Origin of the sequence: Bradyrhizobium sp. MOS002, from assembly GCF_003020115.1 — a bacterium.
GTDB lineage: Bacteria > Pseudomonadota > Alphaproteobacteria > Rhizobiales > Xanthobacteraceae > Bradyrhizobium.
Genome location: NZ_PYFX01000006.1, coordinates 320069 through 339469 on the forward strand (window position 1 = coordinate 320069; position 19401 = coordinate 339469).

Genomic DNA, 19401 nt, shown 5'->3' on the forward strand with positions numbered 1-19401 from the left:
CTCTCCCTCCCACGGCCTCTTGTTGCGCGAGACCGAAGTCTCGCGCCTACCCGATCAGACCTTCTCGACCTGACCGAATTCCAGTTCGACCGGCGTGGCGCGGCCGAAGATCGACACGGCGACCTTCACGCGCGAGCGCGCCTCGTCGATTTCCTCGACCACACCGGAGAACGAGGCAAACGGGCCGTCGGCCACGCGCACGTTCTCGCCGATCTCGAACGACACCGACGCCTTCGGCCGTTCCACGCCCTCCTGCACCTGGTGCAGGATGCGCATGGCCTCGGCTTCCGAGATCGGCATCGGCTTGTTTTCCGCACCGAGGAAGCCGGTCACCTTCGGCGTGTTCTTGATCAGATGAAACGCCTCGTCGGTCAGCTTCATCTTCACCAGCACGTAGCCCGGGAAGAACTTGCGCTCGGCGTCGATCTTGCGGCCGCGGCGCACTTCCGTGACCTTCTCGGTCGGAACCAGCACCAGTTCGAACAGCTCCTCGAGCCCGCGCTGCTTGGCCTGCTCGCGGATCGATTCGGCGACCTTCTTCTCGAAGTTTGAATAGGCGTGGACGATGTACCAGCGCTTGTCAGACAATTGAGCCGTTGCTGTTGCCATCAGTGAATGCCCAGAAGGAAGGTGATGAGGTAACGGATGATCTGGTCGGCGGCGAAGAAGAAGATCGAGGCCACGGCGACCATGACGAACACCATGATGGTGGTGATCGTGGTCTCGCGGCGGGTCGGCCAGGTGACCTTGGCGGTCTCCGAGCGCACTTCCTGCAAGAACTTGAACGGGCTGACTGCCATCGCTTGATGTCCAACGTCCGTCGACAGACGCGAATGAATTTCAGGGATCCGAACAGCCGCCGTTTGCCCAGCCCTCTGTCTCGAAGGATGAGCCGGAAACCGGGCTCGATTGTTCGGGGATTTCAAAGCCGCGCCGGAGATCCGCGTCTAACGGGCCGGCTGCGAGTGCGCGGTATCTACTGCGGATGGGGCCAAAGGTCAAGATAGGGAGGCTAAACGCGCGCAAAACGACCTCCCCGAACGACCGACCAGAGATCAGGCCGATCAAGGGCTTATCTGGCCCCCTGCAATGCGCCGTCCCAAAGCCGCAGCCGGTTCCTCGCAGGACGACACTACCAGGCCCCCCTCACCTGCCGCCCCTCTAGCGCCTCCTCGAAGTCAGTCGGCCCGGTCGATCGTCGCAATGCCCGGCAACGGCACAATGAACTTTCCGCCCCCGGCGAAATAGGCGGCATGCTTGGCCCGGATCGGATCCACATACCGCCAGGCGAAGACGACGACGAACGCCGGCTTGCGCTCGTAAAGGGCGGCGGGCGGCAGGATCGGGATGTCGTACCCCGGGCCGGCCATCACGTTCCCCTTCTTGGGATCGTCGTCCACCAGGAAGTCGATCTTGTTCTCCATGCCGAACTGCGGCAGCAGGGTCGTGGTACCGACCGAGACGCCGTAGCCGGCCACGAGCTGGCCACGCGCATGAGCGGCATCGGCCATCGCGACCAACTCGTCGCGGATGGCGGCGATCCTCTTCGCATAGGGCACATAGTAGGCCGGCTGGTCGACGCCGAGCCGGTCTTCCTCGGCGATGAAGCGCGCGACCTCCGGGGACGGCTTCTTCGCGCCGTCGGCACGCTGCACCGTCACCCGGATCGAGCCGCCCTTGGTCTCGATGTGCTGGACGTCGATCACTTCCATGCCGAGGCGCGCGAAGAAACGCGTCAGCGGCTTGATGTTAAAATACGACAGATGCTCGTGATAGACGGTGTCGAGAAGGTTCTTCTCGGTGACGTCGACGCCATACTGCGTTTCGAAAACGAACAGCCCGTCCGGCGCGAGCACGTCGCGAACCCCGATCACCAGCGGGTCGAGATTGTCGACATTGGCGATCATGTTGTTGGCAATCACGACGCTGGCCGCGCCGTGGCTTTGCAGGATGCGACGACCGATGGCATCGGTGAAGAAATCGCCGATGGTCTCGATTCCCGCTTCCGTCGCCCGCCGCGCGATGTCGACGGCGGGATCGACACCCAGCACCCGCATGCCGCGCTCCCTAAAGAAACCGAGCAGCGATCCGTCGTTGCTGCCGAGCTCGACGACCAGCGAGCCCGGCGCGATGGCGAACCGGCTGACGACGTCGTTGGCATAACCTGCGAAGTGCTCCCGCAGACCAAGCGAGAGCGAGGTGGTATAAACGTAGTTTCGGTACTGGATCTCTGGATTGCCGACGTGGAGAATCTGCAGGTGGCCGCAGTCCGCGCACAGGTGCAGCGCCATCGGCACCGCGGCCCGAAAGACGGGATCGTCGACGCTTGCGTCCGGCACCTGGAAGTTCGGCGTACCGATGGGCATGCCTGCCATCGGGACGACAAGCTCTTGCTTGTCCGAATGACAGAGGCGGCAGGTATGGCGGACGTAAAACAGATTTTTCATCGTAGGACCGGAAAACAGAGACATGCGAGCGGGTGAGGTATCTCACCCCGTGGTGATCAGATCGACGGCACCGCCTCAGGACGCCGGATATTCCGCGCGACCGATGATGAGGTCGATCGCGGCCATCATCCAGAACTGGTGCGTGGTCTCGACGATGTTGTAGCTGCGGCTGTCGACGTAATAATTGACGTCGCCGAGATTGCGCAGCGGATTTTCCGCGTTCATGCCCGACAGCGTGATCACATCGAGCTTCATCGTCCGCGCCTGCGCGACCGCATTGAGAATGTTCTTCGAGCGTCCCGACGAGCTGATGGCGACGAGGCAATCGCCGGCGCGGGCGCTCAGCCTCACAGCATGCGCAAGCCAGTCCTCGAAACCGTAATCATTGGCAAGGCACGACATCATGCTGGCATCGCTGAAGCAGAGCGCGGGCACCGATGCGTTCTTCGCCAGATCGATCGCGAGATGGGAGGCGATGCCGGCCGAGCCCCCATTGCCAATGAAAATGACGCGGCCGCCCTGCTCGCGCGCGCGCAACCAGGCCGTGCGGGTGGCGGAAATCCGGGCGAAAACCCCGTCGTCAATTGCCGTCGCGCGATGGAGGCGCCCTACGTAGTCGTCAAGGAAAGCCTTGTGATCGGGATCGACGGACTCGGCAGGCATGGGCTCGCGGCTCGACGGCGACATGACGCCCTGATACCGGCTATCACCAGCGATTGCAAAGGTATATTACCTTCGAAGTTGACCAGCAGGCGATTCGGTTTCCACCTTGCACTCAACATTGGCGGGCCTGTTTCGCTGGGCATTCGCATCACGGATGTTCCTATGAAATGCATCGTTACCGGTGGCGCCGGTTTCATCGGCAGTCACCTCGTCGACCGCCTGCTTGACGATGGCCACGAGGTCGTCGCGCTCGATAATTTCGTGATCGGACGCCCCGAAAATCTGGCCTCGCGCGTCGATTCGAGTCGGCTCAAGATCGTACGCGCCGACATCACCGAACTCGAATCGATCAAGCCGCATTTCGACGGCATCGACTGGGTGTTCCATCTCGCCGCGCTGGCCGACATCGTTCCCTCGATCGAGTCCCCGATCCCGTATCACCGCGCCAATGTCGACGGCACGGTCAACGTTCTCGAGGCTGCACGGCAGGCCGGCGTCAGCCGCTTCGTCTATGCCGCGTCGTCGTCCTGCTACGGAATTCCCGACGTCTATCCGACGCCGGAGAGCGCCGAGATCCGGCCGATGTATCCCTATGCGCTCACCAAGAATCTCGGCGAACAGTGCGTCATGCACTGGTGCCAGGTCTACAAGCTGCCCGCGATCGCGCTACGCCTGTTCAACGTGTACGGGCCGCGGCATCGCACCACGGGCACCTACGGTGCCGTGTTCGGCGTGTTCATGGCGCAGAAGCTCGCCGGCAAGCCCTTCACGGTGGTCGGCGATGGCGAGCAGACCCGCGACTTCACCTTCGTCAGCGATGTGGCCGATGCTTTCGTGACCGCCGCGCGCTCCGAGGTCTCGAACGAAATTTTCAACGTCGGCTCCGACAACACCTACAGTGTCAACCGGCTGGTCGAGCTTCTCGGCGGCGACAAGGTCCACATTCCCAAGCGTCCCGGCGAGCCCGATTGCACCTACGCCGACATCTCCAAGATCAAGCGGGTCCTGAAATGGACGCCGAAGGTAAAATTTGAGGACGGGGTCGCGACGATGCTGAAGTCGATGGATCAGTACAAGGATGCCCCCCTGTGGACCGTGGACAAGATCGCGGATGCCACGAAGGACTGGTTCAAATATCTCGGGGACAACAACGACGCGGCGTCCGGCACGCCGCAGAAGGCAAGCCAGTGAACAGGTTCGCCGGGTATCGTTGCCCCGAATCGATCAATTCCGGACCGCCCGGCTGAGGCCGGCCGGCGCTTTGGGTTATTCACATGGGCAATGTTCCGACCGATAATCCCGCGTTGAACGACCAACTGGCGGCGCACGAGAAGATCAAGACAATCGAGGAACTGGGTGAGATCGCGCGGTCCGCGCAAGCGCGGGGCCGGAAGGTTGCGCTCTGCCACGGCGTCTTCGACCTCGTGCATCTCGGCCATATCAGGCACATCCAGGCGGCGCGCAACGAGGGCGACGTCGTCATGGTGACGATCACCGCCGACCGTTACGTCAACAAGGGACCGGGCCGGCCAATCTTCCCCGAAAACATGCGGGCCGAGATGCTGGCCTCGCTTGCGACCGTCGATTGGGTCGGCATCAATCACACCTCCAGCGCCGAGCCGATCCTGGATACGGTGCGGCCGGACATCTATGTGAAGGGATCCGACTACGAGAATCCCGAAGACGACGTGACCGGCAAGATCCGGACCGAGCGCGACGCCGTCGAGCGTCACGGCGGGCGCATCGTGTTCACGCGCGACGTGACGTTCAGCTCCTCGTCGCTGGTGAACCGGTATTTCGACATCTACGATCCGCCACTCCGCGACTACCTGCAAAAAGTCCGCGAAGGTGGCGGCGCCGACCGCCTGCTGAAGCTGATCGACAAGGTGCAGGACATGCACGTCGTGCTGGTCGGCGACACCATCATCGACGAATACCAGTACGTCACGGCGCTCGGAAAGGCCTCGAAGGAAAACATCGTCGCCACGCTGTTCAAGAGCGGCGAGCAATTTGCCGGCGGCGTCATTGCCGCAGCGAACCATGTCGCGAGCTTCTGCAAGTCGGTGGAGGTCGTCACGACGCTGGGTGGCAACGACTACCCCGAGGAGTTCATCCGCACGCATGTCCGCCCGAATGTCACGTTGACGCCGATCCGCCTTCAGGGCCGTCCGACGACCCGCAAATCGCGGTACGTCGAGCTGGGATATCTGCACAAGCTCTTCGAAGTCTACACCATGGACGACACGCCGCTCGACGAGGCCGATCGGAAGGAGATCGACCGTATCACGACGGAGCGCGTGCGTGGTGCGGACGTGGTGATCGTCACCGATTTCGGTCACGGCATGATCGCGGCGAGCACGATCGACACCCTGATCGCCAACTCCAGGTTCCTGGCAGTCAATGCCCAGAGCAACAGCGGGAATCACGGTTACAATTTGATCACGAGGTATCCGCGGGCCGACTACATCTGCATCGACGCACCGGAAGCGCGTCTGGCGGCAACCGACAAGTTCAGCGACATCGCGTCCGTGATCGAGGCCGGCCTGCACGGCAAGATCGATTGCGACAACATGATCATCACGCACGGCTCCTTCGGCTGCTACCCCTTCTCGTCAAAAACCGGCGTCACGCGCGTTCCCGCCTTCACCAAGACCGTCGTCGACACCGTCGGCGCGGGGGACGCCTTCCTGACCATCACCGCGCCGCTGGTCGCCGCCGGCGGCAACATCGAGGACGTCGCCTTCATCGGCAACGCAGCCGGCGCGATCAAGGTCGGGATCGTCGGCCACCGCAGCTCGGTCGAAAAGGTGCCGCTGGTCAAGTTCGTCACCGCGTTGTTGAAGTAGCGCGACGGCAGATACTGGAGAACGATAGTGATTGGTCGAAAATGGAATGTGATGGTCACCGGTGGTGCCGGCTATGTCGGCAGCGTGCTGGTTCCCCAGTTGCTGGCCGCGGGCCACAAGGTCACCGTGCTCGACCTGTTCATGTATGGCGAGGACGTATTCGATGCCGTCCGCAGCAATCCCGATTTGCGCCTGATCAAAGGCGACATCCGTGACGAAGCCGCGATCAACGAGGCCCTGCGCGGCAACAACGCCGTGATCCACCTCGCCTGCATCTCCAACGACCCGTCGTTCGAGCTGGACCCGGGGCTCGGCAAGTCCATCAATTACGACTGCTTCCGGCCGATGGTGCGCGCCGCCAAGAAGGCGGGCATCAAGCGCTTCATCTACGCCTCCTCATCCAGCGTCTACGGCATCAAGGACGAAGCCGAGGTGACGGAGGACCTGTCCTGCGAGCCGCTCACGGACTACTCGAAGTTCAAGGCGATGTGCGAGACAGACCTTGCCGACGAGGCCGCGTCCGGGTTCGTCGCCTGCACGGTTCGCCCCGCCACGGTCTGCGGCTACGCACCGCGGCAGCGGCTCGACGTCGTCGTCAACATCCTGACTAATCTCGCGGTCAACACCGGCCGCATCCGCGTGTTCGGCGGATCGCAGCGCCGGCCCAATCTGCACATCGAGGACATGTCGGCCGCCTATCTGTTCCTGCTCCAGCAGGACGACGCAAAGATCGACGGCAAGACCTACAATATCGGCTACGAGAACCACTCGCTGATGAAGATCGCCGACATCGTCAAGTCGGTGGTCGGCAGCAATGTCGACGTCGTCGTCGAGCCGACCGACGATCTCCGCTCCTACCACGTCTCTTCGGAGAAGATCCGCCGTGAGCTCGGCTTTGCGCCGAGCCATACGATCGAACAGGCGGTGTCCGGCCTCGTGGACGCCTTCAAGGGCGGTCGCCTGCCGAACTCGCTCAACGACCCCCGGTACTTCAACATCAAGATGATGCAGAACATCAGCCTGAAGTGAGCGGCGTGCGGATTGGCATCGATTTCGACAACACGATCATCTGCTACGACAAGGTCTTTGCCGCCGTCGCACGTGAGCGTGGGCTGGTGCCGGAAGGATGGGAGGGGCTGAAGACCGACCTACGGGATCATCTCCGATCCCGCGCGGGCGGCGAGCTTGCCTGGCAAGGACTGCAAGGCTTCGTCTACGGCAAGGGAATTGGCGGCGCCGAGATCTATCCCGGAGTGCGCGAATTCCTGGCGGCGTGCAGGCAGGCCGGCTCGAAGGTCTGTATCGTCAGCCACAAGACCCGATTCGGTCATCAGGACCCCGACCGCACCGACCTGCGCGACGCCGCGCGCAGCTGGTTGCGGGGAGCCAGCCTGATCGACGCTGCGGATGCGGCGCTGGCGATCGGCGACGTCTATTTCGAGGACACACTGGCCGCCAAGGTCGAGAGAGTTGCGAGCCTGGAGCTCGATGTCTTCATCGACGATCTCGTCGACGTCTTCGAGCAACCGCATTTTCCGACGACCACGCGATCGATCCTGTTCACGCAGGCGCAGCCTCCCCACCCCGAACACTGCAAGCCGATCGCGACATGGGCCGATATCCGCCGCGAGGTGTTTGCGGCATGAGCGAGACCGACATCACCGCGCCGGATGCGATGGCGATCGGCAGTCGCCTCGCCGGTACGCGTGTCGCAGCCGCCGAGCCGGCACGGTCCGGCGGCAACAACAGGGTGTTTCGGCTGCAGATGGCGGAGGGGCCGCCCCTTGCCCTCAAGCATTATCCGTCCGACGGACGCGATCGCCTGGGACAGGAGTATGATGCACTCTCGTTCCTGGCGGGCCACGGTATCACGTCGACACCGCGGCCGGTCGCGAAGGACGCGGATGCGTTCTGCGCGCTTTACCAATGGTTCGACGGCGAAGCCGCGGTGCTGCGCCCCCAGGGCGACGATGCCGATCAGCTCGCCGATTTCCTCATCGCGCTGCAAAAGCTGCGCGACGCCGAAGGCGCGCAGAATTTGCGGAACGCCTCAGCCAGCATCTTTTCGCCCGAGGCGGCCATCGCCCAGTACGAGCAGCGCCTGGACGGATTGAGGCGGGCCTCGGATGATCATCCCGACCTGCGCGCGTTCATCGAGGACAGCCTGGTTCCCAGCACGGCCCTCGCGATTCGGCAGCTCCGCCGGCGCTACGCGGAACTGGGCCAGGATCCCGCGGCGGACCTTGCGCCCAACCATCGCGCGCTAAGTCCGTCCGACTTCGGACTGCACAACGCGTTGCGCGCCGAAGACGGGCGTTTGCGATTCATCGACTTCGAATATTTCGGTTGGGACGATCCGGTCAAGCTCGTGTCCGACACCGCTATTCACCCCGGCAGCGACCTGCCGGAAGCGAGCGCGAATCACTTGATTGAACGACTGTCGCGCGCCTTCGAGGCGGGGGATGACTCGTTTGCGATCCGCCGTGACGTACTGTATCCTGTGTTCAAGGGAATCTGGTGCCTGATTGTCCTGAACGCCTATTTGCCGGACAGCCGCTCCCGGCGCGCAATGGCTGCGCAAGGTGGCGATGTTACGATCCGCCTCGCCGGTCAGCTCGACAAAGCCCGCCGGCTTCACCAGACGATTCGCCGAACCGATTTACCGAAGTGATCCAGATCTCACCCCACGCTGAAGCCGCCCTCACCTGCACGCTGGATGAGCGCAGCCTGTATTTGCGCCGCTTGGTTTTGGCGTCTGTCCGCTCCGCAGGCCGCGGACATGTCGGTCCGGCATTGTCGCTGATCGAGATGGTCCGCGTGCTCTACGACGACGTACTGCGGATCGATCCGAACAACCCGCGCGATCCGGCCCGCGACCGCGCGATCCTCAGCAAGGGACACGGGTGTCTGGCGCTCTATGCGCTGTTGGCCGATCGCGGCTTCTTTCCGCTGTCGGAGCTGAACGGTTTCTGCGGCCCCGACAGCATCTTGGGCGGACATCCCGAGTACGGAATGGTGCCGGGGGTCGAGGCCTCGACCGGCGCGCTTGGACACGGCCTGTCGATCGGTGTCGGCCTTGCGCTTGCCGCGCGCATGCGCGAGCGCACCTACCGCACCTTCGTCCTGCTCGGCGACGGCGAGATCAACGAAGGATCGGTGTGGGAAGCCGCCATGGGCGCGGCCAAGCACGGGCTCGACAATCTTGTCGCGCTGATCGACTACAACAAGCTGCAGAGCTACGGGCCCACCGATTATGTCCTGCCGCTGGAGCCGCTCGCGGACAAGTGGCGCAGCTTCGGCTTTGCCGTGCAGGAGCTCAACGGTCACGACGTCGGCGCCCTGCGCACCGTCCTGAAGCAGGTCCCGGCCGTTCCGGGAAAACCCACCGCGATCATCTGCCATACCGTCAAGGGCAAGGGTCTGCCGGCCGCAGAATCCAACGCCGATTGGCATCACAAGAACAAGCTGACCGACAGCGAACTCGACGCCATCCGCGTCGCCGTCGGCGATTTTTGATCGGCTACCCATGCGCAACACCGCGATGAACATGGTCCACAAGCTCGCCACGCGCGACGAGCGTGTGCTCTACATCGGCTCCGATCCCGGCGCTGGCACCTTGCGCGCGATGAGCAAGGAGTTTCCCAAGCGCCACCTGATCGAAGGCATTTCGGAAGCGCACATCATCGGCATGTCGGCCGGTCTCGCGATGGAAGGCTTCGTGCCCTACGTCAACACCATCGCCACGTTCCTCACCCGCCGCTGCTACGAGCAAGTCGCCGTCGATCTCTGCCTGCACAATCTGCCGGTACGGCTGATCGCCAACGGCGGCGGGCTGGTCTATGCGCCGCTCGGCCCCACCCACCAGGCGATCGAGGACATCGCCATCATGCGGGCGCTGCCGAACATGACGGTGGTCTGCCCGTGCGACGCCGACGAAGCGGCGCGCTTGATGGAGCAGACGCTCGACTGGACCGGGCCGATCTACATCCGGCTCGGCAAGGGTGGCGACGCTATCGTCTCGAAAGCCGAGCACGGCTTTGAGATCGGCAAGGCCATCCTGATGCGGCCGCCCGGCGACGTCGTCATGGTCACGACAGGCATCATGCTCCAGCGCGCACTCGCTGCGGCCGACCTGCTGGCCGCGCAGGGCATTCGCGCCGGTATCCTGCACATGCACACCGTCAAGCCGCTCGACACCGCGACGCTGCTGCAAGCGATCCGGGGCACCAGGCTGGTGGCGACACTCGAGGAGCACGTGCCCTCCGGCGGCCTCGGCAGCGCGGTCGCGGAGGCGCTGATCGACAAGCTTGGCTCTGGCCTGCCCTCGATGCTGCGGTTGTCGCTGCCGGACCGGTTCATGCACAATTACGGATCGCAGGACTCTCTGCTGAAGAAGCACGGTCTTTCCGCCAGCGCCATCGCGACCTCGATCGAGCGCGCGCTCGCCGCCTCGCACCCCTCCTCTCCTCAACTTCATTCCACCTGACGGGCCCCATGCACGACGTTCGATATTCCTATCTGCTCGAGCAATTCTCCGACCCGGCGCCGATCCTGGCCGAGATCGGCCGACTGGTGGCGACCGGTGACTTCACCCTGGGCAAGCCGGTCGCCGAATTCGAACGGCGCTTTGCCGAGCTGATCGGAGTGCGCTACGCCATCGGCGTCGGATCCGGCACCGATGCGCTCAAGCTGCCGCTCAAAGCGCTCGGCATCGGCCATGGCGACGAGGTCATCACCGCCGCCAACACCTTCATCGCCACCGTCGGCGCCATCGCGGAGACCGGCGCGACGCCGATGCTGGTCGACTGCGACGACTCCTTCTGCATGAACGTCGACTACGTCGAAGCTGCGATCACGGAGAAAACCAAGGCGATCATGCCGGTTCAGTTGACCGGCGAGGTCACCGACATGGGCAAGCTGATGGCGATCGCCCAGCGTCACAACATCCCCGTCGTCGAGGATTCCTGCCAGGGCATCCTGTCCGAGTTCGCGGGAAAACGGTCCGGCACCCACGGCATCGCGGCCGGCTTCTCCCTGCATCCGCTCAAGAACCTCAACGTCTGGGGCGATGCCGGCGTCGTCGTCACCAACGACGACGGGATGAACGAGCGGCTTCGCCTGATCCGCAACCACGGCATGAAGAATCGCGACGAGATCGCGATCCTCGGCTGCAACTCGCGGCTCGATTCCCTCCAGGCGGTGGTCGGCAACTGGCTGATCGGCCAGACCAGCGAGATCACGCGCCGTCGGATCGAGAACGCGGCCTATTACGATTCGGGCCTTGCCGGCCTGCCCGGCCTGCGCATCCCGCCGCGCCGGCCCAACGTGAAGCACGTCTATCATCTGTACATGGTGTTCGCCGAGCGTCGCGACGAGCTCTACAAATACTGCCTGGACAACGGCATTGAAGCGAAGATCCACTATCCCATCCCGCTGTATCAGCAGGAAGGCCTCAAGCACCTCGGCTACGCGCCGGGCACCTTCCCGGTTACCGACCGCCATGCCCAGGAAGTCATCAGCTTCCCCGTCGACCAGCATCTGACGCGCGCCCAGCAGGACCGCGTCATCGAGATCGTCCGGAAGTTCTGCCATGGACGCTGACACCGGCCGCCGGCGCATCGGTTACGTCAATCTTCCCGCGCAATTCGAGGAAGAGCGCGGTGAAATCATGCAGGCGGTCGAGGGTGTGTTCCGCCGCGGCGATTTCATCGGCGGCGCGGCCGTCGCGAAGCTCGAAGAGGAGCTCACCACCTATCTCGGCTCGCCGCATGTGGTGACGCTGAATTCCGGCACCGATGCGTTGATCCTGTCCTTGAGGGCGCTCAACATCGGTCCCGGGGACGAGGTGATCACTCCGCCGAATTCGTTCGTGGCATCGACTGCCGCCATCATCGCCGTCGGCGCCACGCCCGTGTTTGCTGACGTGCTGCCGGACCAGAATATCGATCCGGCCGCGGTCGAAGCCGCCGTCACCCCGCGGACCAGGGCGATCATGCCGGTGCACCTGACCGGGCGCATGGCCGACATGAACCCGCTGATGGCGATCGCCGCCAAGCATGCTCTCGCCGTGATCGAGGACAGCGCGCAGGCCGTCGGCTCGACCTATGACGGGCGGATGAGCGGGACCATCGGAACGTTCGGCTGCTTCTCCGCCCACCCGCTGAAGAACCTCAATGCCGCGGGCGACGCCGGCTTCGTCGTCACCGCCGACGCCGAGCTTGCCGCGAGAATTCGCCGCCTGCGCAATCACGGCCTGATCAATCGCAGTGACGTCCAGGAATGGGGCATCGTGTCACGCCTCGACACGGTCCAGGCCGAGGTGCTTCGCATTCGCTTGCGTCACCTGCCCTCTGTCATCGAACGCCGGCGCCGCAACGCCGCGCAATACCGCGCCGAGCTCGCCGGCCTTCCCCTGTTCATCCCGGTTTGCCGCAACATCGAGTTCAACACCTTCCACACCTTCGTCGTGCAGACGGACCGTCGCGACGACTTCCAGAAATATCTTGCCGGCAAGGGGATCGAGACCGCGATCCACTATCCCGTACCAATCCACCTCCAGGAAGCGGCGGCGCATCTGGGCCACGGTCGCGGCGCATTTCCGGTGACCGAGCGGCAGGCGGATCAGATCCTCACGCTTCCCATCAACCAGTTCCTCTCGGCCTCGGATATCAGCTATGTTTGCGCGACCGCCCGGGAGTATTTTGCATGACGGACACGGCTTTCCTCGAGGCCGATGAGCAGGCACTGGCGCAACGCTTCATCGACGACGGCTTCGTCACCACGCCGGCCGACGATCGCGCCGGGCTCGACCGGATCCAGCGGCGCGCCGCCGAGCTCGCGGCGGATTATCTGAAGCTGCCACACGGCAACGACCCCTACGCGATGCTCGACACCATCCACACGCGGGTGAGTGCGGATGATCTCAATGGCTTGCGGCTGCACGTCTTCAACGGCCTCAACGCCGAGCCCTGGTTCCGGCCGACCTATTTCCGTCTGGCGCGCTCGACGATCGAGACCATCGTCGGCAACGAGCTCTGCATGCAGCGCCGCGTCAATCTGAGCATCCAGCTGCCGGGCGACGACTCCTCGCTGCTCGCCACCCATTCCGACGTCTGGTCGGGCGACTCGCCATTCGAGGTCGTGGTGTGGGTACCGCTGGTCGACGTCCACCGTACCAAATCGATGTATCTGCTGCCGCCATCCCTGAACGGCGACATGCAGGACCGGATGGCCAGCCTCCGCAGCGCCGAGGAACTCTACCAGACCATCAAGCCGCACGCGACGTTCATCGAGATTCCCTACGGTCACGTGATGCTGTTCAATCAGACCCTGATGCACGGCAATCGCATCAACGAGGAAGCCGGCTCGCGCTGGAGCATGAACTGCCGCTTCAAGAGCATCATGTCGCCCTACGCGGACAAGCGATTCGGCGAATTCTTCGAACCGATCCTGCTGCGTCCGGCGACACGCGTCGGCATGCAATACAAACTGCCGGGAGGCTTCCATGGCTGAGCGAGCCGGCCATCGCGGCTATATCGGCGCCCGGCCGCTGAACGGCAGCCGTACCCCGCAGCACGTCCAGAACATCGTGATCCGCGACTATGCGCGGCGGAAGAACCTGCATTATCTGCTCAGCGCCGCCGAGCACACCATGCAGGGCAGCTACATGGTGCTCGAGGACATCCTGGACGAGCTGCCGCGATTGCGCGGCCTGATTCTCTACAGCATCTTCATGCTGCCGCCCGACGAGGCGCGACGGCGGGAGATCTACGACCGCGTACTGAGCGAAGGCTGCGACCTGCACGCCGCCGTCGAGGAGATCACACTGTCCTCGCGCGACAACATCCAGGCCGTCGAGGACATCCTGCTCGTCAACAAATTCGCGACCATCCTGTGACGATGCCGCGGACCGATTGAGGACAATGACCGAGATCAACCTGCTCCAGCCGATGCACGCATCGACCAAGCGGAACTACGTTCAGCGGGTCGTCGAGCATGACAAGGCTGAATCCGCCACTGTCGCGCGGCAATGGGGACACGACTACTGGGACGGCGACCGCCGCTATGGCTATGGCGGCTACAGCTACGACGGACGGTGGCGCCCGCTCGCCCAGACCCTGATCGACCGCTATGGCATCACGCCCGGGATGAGCGTGCTCGATGTCGGCTGCGGCAAGGGCTATTTGCTCTACGAATTCACTCAGCTCGTCCCCGGCCTCACCATCGCCGGCATCGACATCTCCGACTATGGCATCGCCAACGCCAAGGAAGAGGTGCGGCCGCAATTGAAGGTCGGCAGCGCCGTCGAGCTCCCCTACCCCGACCACAGCTTCGATCTCGTGGTGTCGCTCGGCGTGCTCCACAATCTTCCGCTCGAGGACGTCTTCCGCGCCGTGTCGGAGATCGAGCGCGTTGGACGCGGCGCCTCGAAATATCTGATGGTGGAATCGTTCCGCGATGAGCGCGAGAAGGCGAACCTGCTGTACTGGCAGCTCACCTGCCTAAGTTTCCATGGTCCGGAAACGTGGGCCTGGATCTACGACAAATGCGGGTACCGGGGCGACCATGGGTTCATCTTCTTCGAATGAAGCAGCGGGCCCGCGCCGGCCGACTTCGCTGCGTGCGCAAAATCCCGAAGTGTATTACTCCGACGACGCCATCGTCACGGCGGACGACGCCACGATCGCCGAACTGAAGCGCATCGCCGCAGGCAATCCGCGGCTGCGCAGCCGGTTGTGCACGCATCCCGATCCCTCGTCCTGCCTGCACGAGATGCTGATCGTGCATCATCGCGAGGCCTATGTGCGGCCCCACAAGCATTTTGGCAAACCCGAGTCGTTCCACGTCATCGAGGGCACGGCGCAGGTGGTGATCTTCGAGGATGACGGGCGGATTCGCGACGTGCTCGAGATGGCGCCTTACGGCCAGGGCAAGCGCTGCTATTACCGGATGCCCGAGCAGGTGTTTCATTCGATCCTGATCACCTCGGAGTGGCTGGTGTTTCACGAAACCACCGCGGGCCCGTTCGATCCCTCCCGCACGGCATTTCCCGATTGGGCGCCCGACGGCAGCGATGCCGCAGCGGTCCAGGATTACGTCCGAAGGATTGCTCGCCTTGCCGGGGAGCGCCTGGCGAGAGAATAAACATCAGCCGGTATCGCTGCTCGGCTATCCCGCCGTGATTGATCGAGGACGAAACCAACTGATGGGGCCGCCTGCAAGAGCACTGGTTACTCTGGTCAAGTTCGTTGTCTCGATCGGGATTCTTGTATTGCTCTTGCGCGGCCAAGACCTCTCGACCCTGAAAGCCGATCTTCTCGCTGTCAAATTGGACATGCTGGCGGTGCTGCCCGCGGGCGGCGATGCGGTCCGGATCTGGATGTTGCGGCGTCGTGGCGAGCAATGGTTCCCGACGATCAGCAGTGTCGTGGCCGATCACGTCGTGGCGCTGCTTGCCCTCTGTGCTATCATGTTCGCAGGAATGCCGTTCCTGCTGCAGCGGGTGAGCAATAGCTCGATGCTTTTCGCCATCGTCGCCGTTCTCGCGTTTGCCTGCTTCGGAACGATTGCCCTCGCGACCCTCGACCGCTGGCCACCGCGCATCGTCGCCGTCGTCCCATCCAAAATCCTGCAATTCGCTATGCTCGTGAGGGCCCCGTTGCTGACAAGGAAGGGGGGGGAATGTTGATCGTGTCCGCCATCGCCATCCATCTGATCACGATTGCGGCCTGTCATGTCCTCGCGATCGGACTGGACGCGCAGCTCTCCGCGCTTGACGCATTCGTTCTCATCCCCCTCGTCATTCTGTCGTCAACGGCTCCAATCTCGATCGGGGGATGGGGCGTGCGCGAAGGCACGATGATTGCCGCCCTCGGCCTGGCCGGAATCGCGTCCGACAAGGCACTTGCGATAGCGGTCCTGCTCGGTCTTGGCGGCCTGCTCGTCGGGTGTTTCGGCGGTCTGATATGGCTGGTCGCGCCGGAGCGGGCCAGTGACAAACTCAACCCCGTGTAGAGCGGCCTATGATCTTGCGTTCGGCGATACCCCGTTGATAATGAGAAACCCACGGCGTGACGACCGTGGGCTCGAGCGGCGTTGTGTCCCATGCCGATATTCCTGATCATCCCGCAGAGAGGAAACGGAAAACGTGATTGATCGTCGATGCCCCTGCAATTCGATTGACCCGCGACGAGAGGCCGATCTTCGTAGCGGGGTCGATCGACTCGAAGCAGACACGGAGACGCTGCATGGCTGAGGACAAGCTTTTCAACTACTACGAACGTCAAGATATTCTGCCAACGTTCGCCAACTTCAAATCATCGGCGGAACTCGCGGCCTACGCCGGCGCGCGGCGCGAATTGTTTGCGAACAAGCTGATGTTGCCGACGCGTCTCTTCCGGGACGCTGAAGTCCTCGAATTTGGCCCGGACTCAGGCGAGAACGCAGTGGTATTCGCGAGCTGGGGAGCGAATATGACGCTCGCCGAGCCGCACAAGCAGGCTCACGCCCGAATTCGAGCCTATTTCTCGCATTTTGCCCAGACCGCCCGCCTCGGCGAATTGGTTTCGTCAGACGTCGAGGGCTTCCGCAGCGATCGCCGCTTCGACATCGTCGATGCCGAAGGCTTCATCTACACCATACAGCCAAGCGCAACTTGGCTCGGTATCTTCGGCCAGTTGCTCAATCCAGACGGATATGCGGTCGTCTCGTATTACGAACGCTATGGCGGTTTTTTCGAGCTCGCGCTCAAGGCGATCCACGCGGCCGGCAAAGCGCTATCCGGTCTTCCCCCGCTCGAAACGGCGAAGCTGCTGTTCGAGGCGAAATGGAATAGTATTCCGCACACCCGCAGCTTCGAATCCTGGCTGATGGACGTGCTCGAAAATCCCTTCGTCCGGTACCGGTATTTCATCGATGCAGCGGAGTTGTGCACCACGGCGCATGGGCTGGGGTTCGACATCCATTCGGCATGGCCGTCTTACCACGATAGCGTGGACGTCTACTGGCACAGGAAGGTCCTGTCCGGGGATGAAAAGCTGCGCCGCTCCGTGCGCCATCTCGAGCGAAGCCGCTTGAGCTTCCTCGGTGGACGCAAGCTCTATCTCGTCGGCAAAGCCGACGCCGCGAGCGCCATCTCGGCATTGATCGAGCGACTGGTTGTCGACGTCGACAGGCTGGTTGAGGCCCCTTTCGGAGACAGCCTTCCCCGCGTGATCTCAAGCCTCGCCTCACTGCGCGAGGCAACGCGCACAACGGATATCTTTGCCGACGACGCGGCTGACATTGCGTCCATCACAGCGACGCTCGACAGTTTCCATCGCATCTTCGGTGCAATCGGACAGCGGGATTTTTCAGCGGTCACGACCCTCACGCAATCCGAGCCGGCGTTCATCGACACATGGGGGCAACCGACACACTTCCTCGTAGTTCGCAAGCGTTTCGAGGACGAGTAGCAAGTGCGTCCTGGCATTGGCATCATCGGAACGGGCATGGTCGGCCAGATGTGCCACCTCGCCAATTTCGTCGCCAACCCCGCTTGCCGCGTCGTCGCGATCGCGGATCTGCGGCCCGACCTCGCCGCCGCGGCGGCGCAAAAATTCGACATCGCGCGGGTCTACGGCACGCACCGGGAATTGCTGGCGGACAGCGAGGTGTCCGCCGTCGTCGTCGTGACGAAGCGTCGCGCCACCGGTCCGATCGTGCTGGATGCGTTGAACAGCGGCCGCCATGTGCTGTCGGAAAAGCCGATGGCCTACACCACGGCTCAGGCCGTTGCACTGGCCGAAGCGGCGCGGCGGCAAAACCTTGTCTACAGCATCGGCTACATGAAGCGTCACGACGCCGGGGTGGCGCGCGCGATTGACGAGTTGGCGCGCCTACGAGCGGATCAGTCGCTTGGACGCATTGTCGGCGCGCGAGGCTGGTGCTTCGGCGGCAGCACTGGCCGGTCGCAGGACAACTTCGTCATGACCGGCGAAGTGCGGCCGGACGGGCTCGAGCTCTGGCAGGACGGCCCCGACTGGATGCCGGGCGCGATGCGACCCGGCTACGACAATTTTCTGAACGTGTTCAGCCACATCATCAATCTCGCGCGCTACGTGCTCGGATCGTCGCCGGCACTCGCCGTAAGCACCGTCGAGACCTCGGGGGCGGCGATCGTGACACTCGACTTCGACGGCGTCGCCTGCGCGCTGCAACTTGCGCATGGATCCGAAGGCGTCTGGCGCGAGGGACTGAGCATCGCGTTCGAGCGGGGCGCACTGACCATCGAATTGGCGCCGCCTTTTGCCGAGCAGGAGGCGGAGGTCATCCTCGATCGGCAAGGACAACGCACGCAATTGTCGCGCGATACGAGCTGGGCGTTTCGGCGTCAGGCCGATGCGTTCGTCGCCGATATGGTCGAACAGAGGACGCCGCTGGCTTCCGGGGCAGATTCCGTGGCCGACATCGCCCTTGCGGAGGCGATCTGGAAACCGCGGGTCAACGGCTAGGTTTCACGCCGTCCGGCGGCAATATCCGGACGATGGCTGATCGCCCGCGTCCTGGGTTAAGTGTTTGATTTCGCTGGCAGGAGTGGCAGGGCTCGAACCTGCGACCCCCGGTTTTGGAGAGGGTTTATTGCCGTAGTTGCGGGTACCGCCCCGTCCTATCTCGTTTGGTTTTGCTTATTTATTCGGTCGCCAACGCACTCGCGAATCGTGGCCCGTACCCGCCTGTATTCATTGGTCCGGTGGCAATCCCGGTGGCAAAGAAACCCGGCCTTGCGTCGCGACCCAGCCAAAGTCGGACGAAACCAAATTGCGTGGCCGCGCAATCATCCAGAAATCTTGGCGATCTATCGTCTCCCCATCGAACGGGGATTGAGCCATGATCACTTATTTCCTGAACCTGATCTACGAACAGTCGCTGTCCAACTACCTCAGCGCCATGCCCACCGAGCAGAGCGCAACGCGATGATGGAAGCGATCGCGGCGGCGATCGTTTTCCTGGATCGGTGCTGGATTGGGGCACCTCTTCGATGCGTTTCATTTGCATCGGTGAGCCAAGAAAAACGCCACTTTGCGGCGGGGCTGGAAAGCGCGCCGCATGACCGGCCGCACATCATCTTTTCTGGTCCACTTGCCACTTTTTCCCGGTCCGATTCACATTTGCAAATGCATCGATTGATCGTTCTGCACCACCCTCCGAAGGCAGGGCAATTCGGAGGCTGCGTTCAATGACTGAGAGCGCACGTTCACAGTCCAGATTCTTGATACGTGAGGGATGCCAGGGCTGGATGGTTTATGACCGAGAACGCAAGGGGCCAGCTCTTGTTGGGACCGATTGGGCGGTCAACCTCACTAGAGAGCACGCCGAACGCTTGAAATCGAAGTTAACCGCGAAGGCTCTCGGACATTCGCACCTGCCTTTCGTAAACCAGTAGGCCCGCCAGCGTGAACCGACGG

22 protein-coding genes are annotated in these 19401 nt (G+C 63.0%); 18 read left to right on the forward strand and 4 right to left on the reverse strand.

Going from position 1 to position 19401, the window contains the following annotated elements; all coding sequences use genetic code 11:
- Window positions 1–54 precede the first annotated feature (54 nt).
- From nusG to C7G41_RS21165, 4 genes are all read right to left on the reverse strand, one after another.
- Window positions 55–609, reverse strand: coding sequence for a transcription termination/antitermination protein NusG (nusG, locus tag C7G41_RS21150; protein ID WP_007602985.1), 555 nt, complete (start codon window positions 607–609; stop codon window positions 55–57).
- Window positions 609–800 carry a preprotein translocase subunit SecE gene (gene secE, locus C7G41_RS21155; protein WP_007611620.1) on the reverse strand — a complete coding sequence of 64 codons (192 nt, stop codon included), beginning with the start codon at window positions 798–800 and terminating at the stop codon, window positions 609–611. Before secE ends, nusG begins: the two co-directional genes overlap by 1 nt.
- A 378-nt stretch (window positions 801–1178) precedes the next feature.
- Entirely contained in the window at window positions 1179–2471 is a 1293-nt protein-coding gene (locus C7G41_RS21160) for a class I SAM-dependent methyltransferase (RefSeq protein ID WP_306768044.1), read from the reverse strand.
- Between the two features lie 51 nt (window positions 2472–2522).
- Window positions 2523–3110, reverse strand: coding sequence for an SIS domain-containing protein (locus C7G41_RS21165; RefSeq protein ID WP_245446597.1), 588 nt, complete (start codon window positions 3108–3110; stop codon window positions 2523–2525).
- A gap of 162 nt (window positions 3111–3272) precedes the next feature.
- Here C7G41_RS21165 and C7G41_RS21170 point away from each other — a divergent pair, with 162 nt between their 5' ends.
- The 18 genes from C7G41_RS21170 to C7G41_RS36980 all read left to right on the forward strand — a co-directional run bounded on the left by C7G41_RS21170 (window position 3273) and on the right by C7G41_RS36980 (window position 19176).
- Window positions 3273–4301, forward strand: coding sequence for an SDR family oxidoreductase (locus tag C7G41_RS21170; protein WP_106944326.1), 1029 nt, complete (start codon window positions 3273–3275; stop codon window positions 4299–4301).
- Window positions 4302–4384: 83 nt separating this feature from the next.
- Entirely contained in the window at window positions 4385–5956 is a 1572-nt protein-coding gene (locus C7G41_RS21175; RefSeq protein WP_106944327.1) for a PfkB family carbohydrate kinase, read from the forward strand.
- A 27-nt stretch (window positions 5957–5983) separates the two neighbouring features.
- On the forward strand, window positions 5984–6985 hold the full coding sequence (locus C7G41_RS21180; RefSeq protein ID WP_106944328.1) for an NAD(P)-dependent oxidoreductase: 1002 nt from the start codon (window positions 5984–5986) through the stop codon (window positions 6983–6985).
- A 5-nt stretch (window positions 6986–6990) separates the two neighbouring features.
- Complete coding sequence (locus C7G41_RS21185; protein ID WP_245446599.1) at window positions 6991–7602, forward strand: hypothetical protein; 612 nt, start codon at window positions 6991–6993, stop codon at window positions 7600–7602.
- Entirely contained in the window at window positions 7599–8627 is a 1029-nt protein-coding gene (locus C7G41_RS21190) for an aminoglycoside phosphotransferase family protein (RefSeq protein WP_106944330.1), read from the forward strand. Before C7G41_RS21185 ends, C7G41_RS21190 begins: the two co-directional genes overlap by 4 nt.
- The gene (locus tag C7G41_RS21195) at window positions 8624–9472 is read left to right on the forward strand and encodes a transketolase (protein ID WP_106944331.1); all 849 of its coding nucleotides are present in this window, start codon (window positions 8624–8626) and stop codon (window positions 9470–9472) included. The genes C7G41_RS21190 and C7G41_RS21195 overlap by 4 nt, the downstream gene beginning before the upstream one ends.
- A gap of 10 nt (window positions 9473–9482) precedes the next feature.
- Window positions 9483–10442, forward strand: a complete 960-nt coding sequence (locus C7G41_RS21200) for a transketolase family protein (protein ID WP_106944332.1) — start codon at window positions 9483–9485, stop codon at window positions 10440–10442.
- A gap of 8 nt (window positions 10443–10450) precedes the next feature.
- Window positions 10451–11557 carry a DegT/DnrJ/EryC1/StrS aminotransferase family protein gene (locus C7G41_RS21205; RefSeq protein WP_106944333.1) on the forward strand — a complete coding sequence of 369 codons (1107 nt, stop codon included), beginning with the start codon at window positions 10451–10453 and terminating at the stop codon, window positions 11555–11557.
- A complete protein-coding gene (locus tag C7G41_RS21210) occupies window positions 11547–12665 on the forward strand; it encodes a DegT/DnrJ/EryC1/StrS aminotransferase family protein (RefSeq protein ID WP_106944334.1) in 1119 nt (372 codons plus the stop codon). The genes C7G41_RS21205 and C7G41_RS21210 overlap by 11 nt, the downstream gene beginning before the upstream one ends.
- Complete coding sequence (locus C7G41_RS21215) at window positions 12662–13468, forward strand: sporadic carbohydrate cluster 2OG-Fe(II) oxygenase (RefSeq protein ID WP_106944335.1); 807 nt, start codon at window positions 12662–12664, stop codon at window positions 13466–13468. Before C7G41_RS21210 ends, C7G41_RS21215 begins: the two co-directional genes overlap by 4 nt.
- Entirely contained in the window at window positions 13461–13853 is a 393-nt protein-coding gene (locus C7G41_RS21220) for an LIC12192 family sporadic carbohydrate cluster protein (protein ID WP_007611636.1), read from the forward strand. The genes C7G41_RS21215 and C7G41_RS21220 overlap by 8 nt, the downstream gene beginning before the upstream one ends.
- A gap of 25 nt (window positions 13854–13878) precedes the next feature.
- Window positions 13879–14544, forward strand: a complete 666-nt coding sequence (locus tag C7G41_RS21225; RefSeq protein WP_106944336.1) for a class I SAM-dependent methyltransferase — start codon at window positions 13879–13881, stop codon at window positions 14542–14544.
- Window positions 14545–14593: 49 nt separating this feature from the next.
- Complete coding sequence (locus C7G41_RS21230; RefSeq protein ID WP_245446602.1) at window positions 14594–15100, forward strand: WbuC family cupin fold metalloprotein; 507 nt, start codon at window positions 14594–14596, stop codon at window positions 15098–15100.
- A complete protein-coding gene (locus tag C7G41_RS38790; RefSeq protein WP_306768045.1) occupies window positions 15072–15644 on the forward strand; it encodes a lysylphosphatidylglycerol synthase domain-containing protein in 573 nt (190 codons plus the stop codon). The genes C7G41_RS21230 and C7G41_RS38790 overlap by 29 nt, the downstream gene beginning before the upstream one ends.
- Before the next feature lie 2 nt (window positions 15645–15646).
- Window positions 15647–15970: a lysylphosphatidylglycerol synthase domain-containing protein gene (locus C7G41_RS38795; protein WP_306768046.1), complete on the forward strand. Its 324-nt coding sequence runs from the start codon at window positions 15647–15649 to the stop codon at window positions 15968–15970.
- Window positions 15971–16203: 233 nt separating this feature from the next.
- A complete protein-coding gene (locus tag C7G41_RS21240) occupies window positions 16204–17409 on the forward strand; it encodes a methyltransferase domain-containing protein (RefSeq protein ID WP_106944382.1) in 1206 nt (401 codons plus the stop codon).
- A gap of 3 nt (window positions 17410–17412) precedes the next feature.
- Window positions 17413–18447 (forward strand): Gfo/Idh/MocA family protein, encoded by a 1035-nt coding sequence (locus C7G41_RS21245; protein ID WP_106944338.1) that lies wholly within the window; start codon window positions 17413–17415, stop codon window positions 18445–18447.
- Between the two features lie 462 nt (window positions 18448–18909).
- The gene (locus tag C7G41_RS36980; RefSeq protein WP_146159782.1) at window positions 18910–19176 is read left to right on the forward strand and encodes a hypothetical protein; all 267 of its coding nucleotides are present in this window, start codon (window positions 18910–18912) and stop codon (window positions 19174–19176) included.
- The last annotated feature ends 225 nt before the right edge of the window (window positions 19177–19401 follow it).

Bases quoted from the DNA above. Each gene is read 5' to 3' on its own strand.
- C7G41_RS21240 (WP_106944382.1), top strand. From the start codon at position 16,204: ATGGCTGAGGACAAGCTTTTCAACTACTACGAACGTCAAGATATTCTG.
- C7G41_RS21215 (WP_106944335.1), top strand. From the start codon at position 12,662: ATGACGGACACGGCTTTCCTCGAGGCCGATGAGCAGGCACTGGCGCAA.
- C7G41_RS21170 (WP_106944326.1), top strand. From the start codon at position 3,273: ATGAAATGCATCGTTACCGGTGGCGCCGGTTTCATCGGCAGTCACCTC.
- C7G41_RS21210 (WP_106944334.1), top strand. From the start codon at position 11,547: ATGGACGCTGACACCGGCCGCCGGCGCATCGGTTACGTCAATCTTCCC.
- C7G41_RS36980 (WP_146159782.1), top strand. From the start codon at position 18,910: ATGATGGAAGCGATCGCGGCGGCGATCGTTTTCCTGGATCGGTGCTGG.
- C7G41_RS21200 (WP_106944332.1), top strand. From the start codon at position 9,483: ATGCGCAACACCGCGATGAACATGGTCCACAAGCTCGCCACGCGCGAC.
- C7G41_RS21160 (WP_306768044.1), bottom strand. From the start codon at position 2,471: ATGTCTCTGTTTTCCGGTCCTACGATGAAAAATCTGTTTTACGTCCGC.
- C7G41_RS21205 (WP_106944333.1), top strand. From the start codon at position 10,451: ATGCACGACGTTCGATATTCCTATCTGCTCGAGCAATTCTCCGACCCG.
- C7G41_RS21225 (WP_106944336.1), top strand. From the start codon at position 13,879: ATGACCGAGATCAACCTGCTCCAGCCGATGCACGCATCGACCAAGCGG.
- secE (WP_007611620.1), bottom strand. From the start codon at position 800: ATGGCAGTCAGCCCGTTCAAGTTCTTGCAGGAAGTGCGCTCGGAGACC.
- C7G41_RS21190 (WP_106944330.1), top strand. From the start codon at position 7,599: ATGAGCGAGACCGACATCACCGCGCCGGATGCGATGGCGATCGGCAGT.
- C7G41_RS21175 (WP_106944327.1), top strand. From the start codon at position 4,385: ATGGGCAATGTTCCGACCGATAATCCCGCGTTGAACGACCAACTGGCG.
- C7G41_RS21165 (WP_245446597.1), bottom strand. From the start codon at position 3,110: ATGCCTGCCGAGTCCGTCGATCCCGATCACAAGGCTTTCCTTGACGAC.
- nusG (WP_007602985.1), bottom strand. From the start codon at position 609: ATGGCAACAGCAACGGCTCAATTGTCTGACAAGCGCTGGTACATCGTC.
- C7G41_RS21220 (WP_007611636.1), top strand. From the start codon at position 13,461: ATGGCTGAGCGAGCCGGCCATCGCGGCTATATCGGCGCCCGGCCGCTG.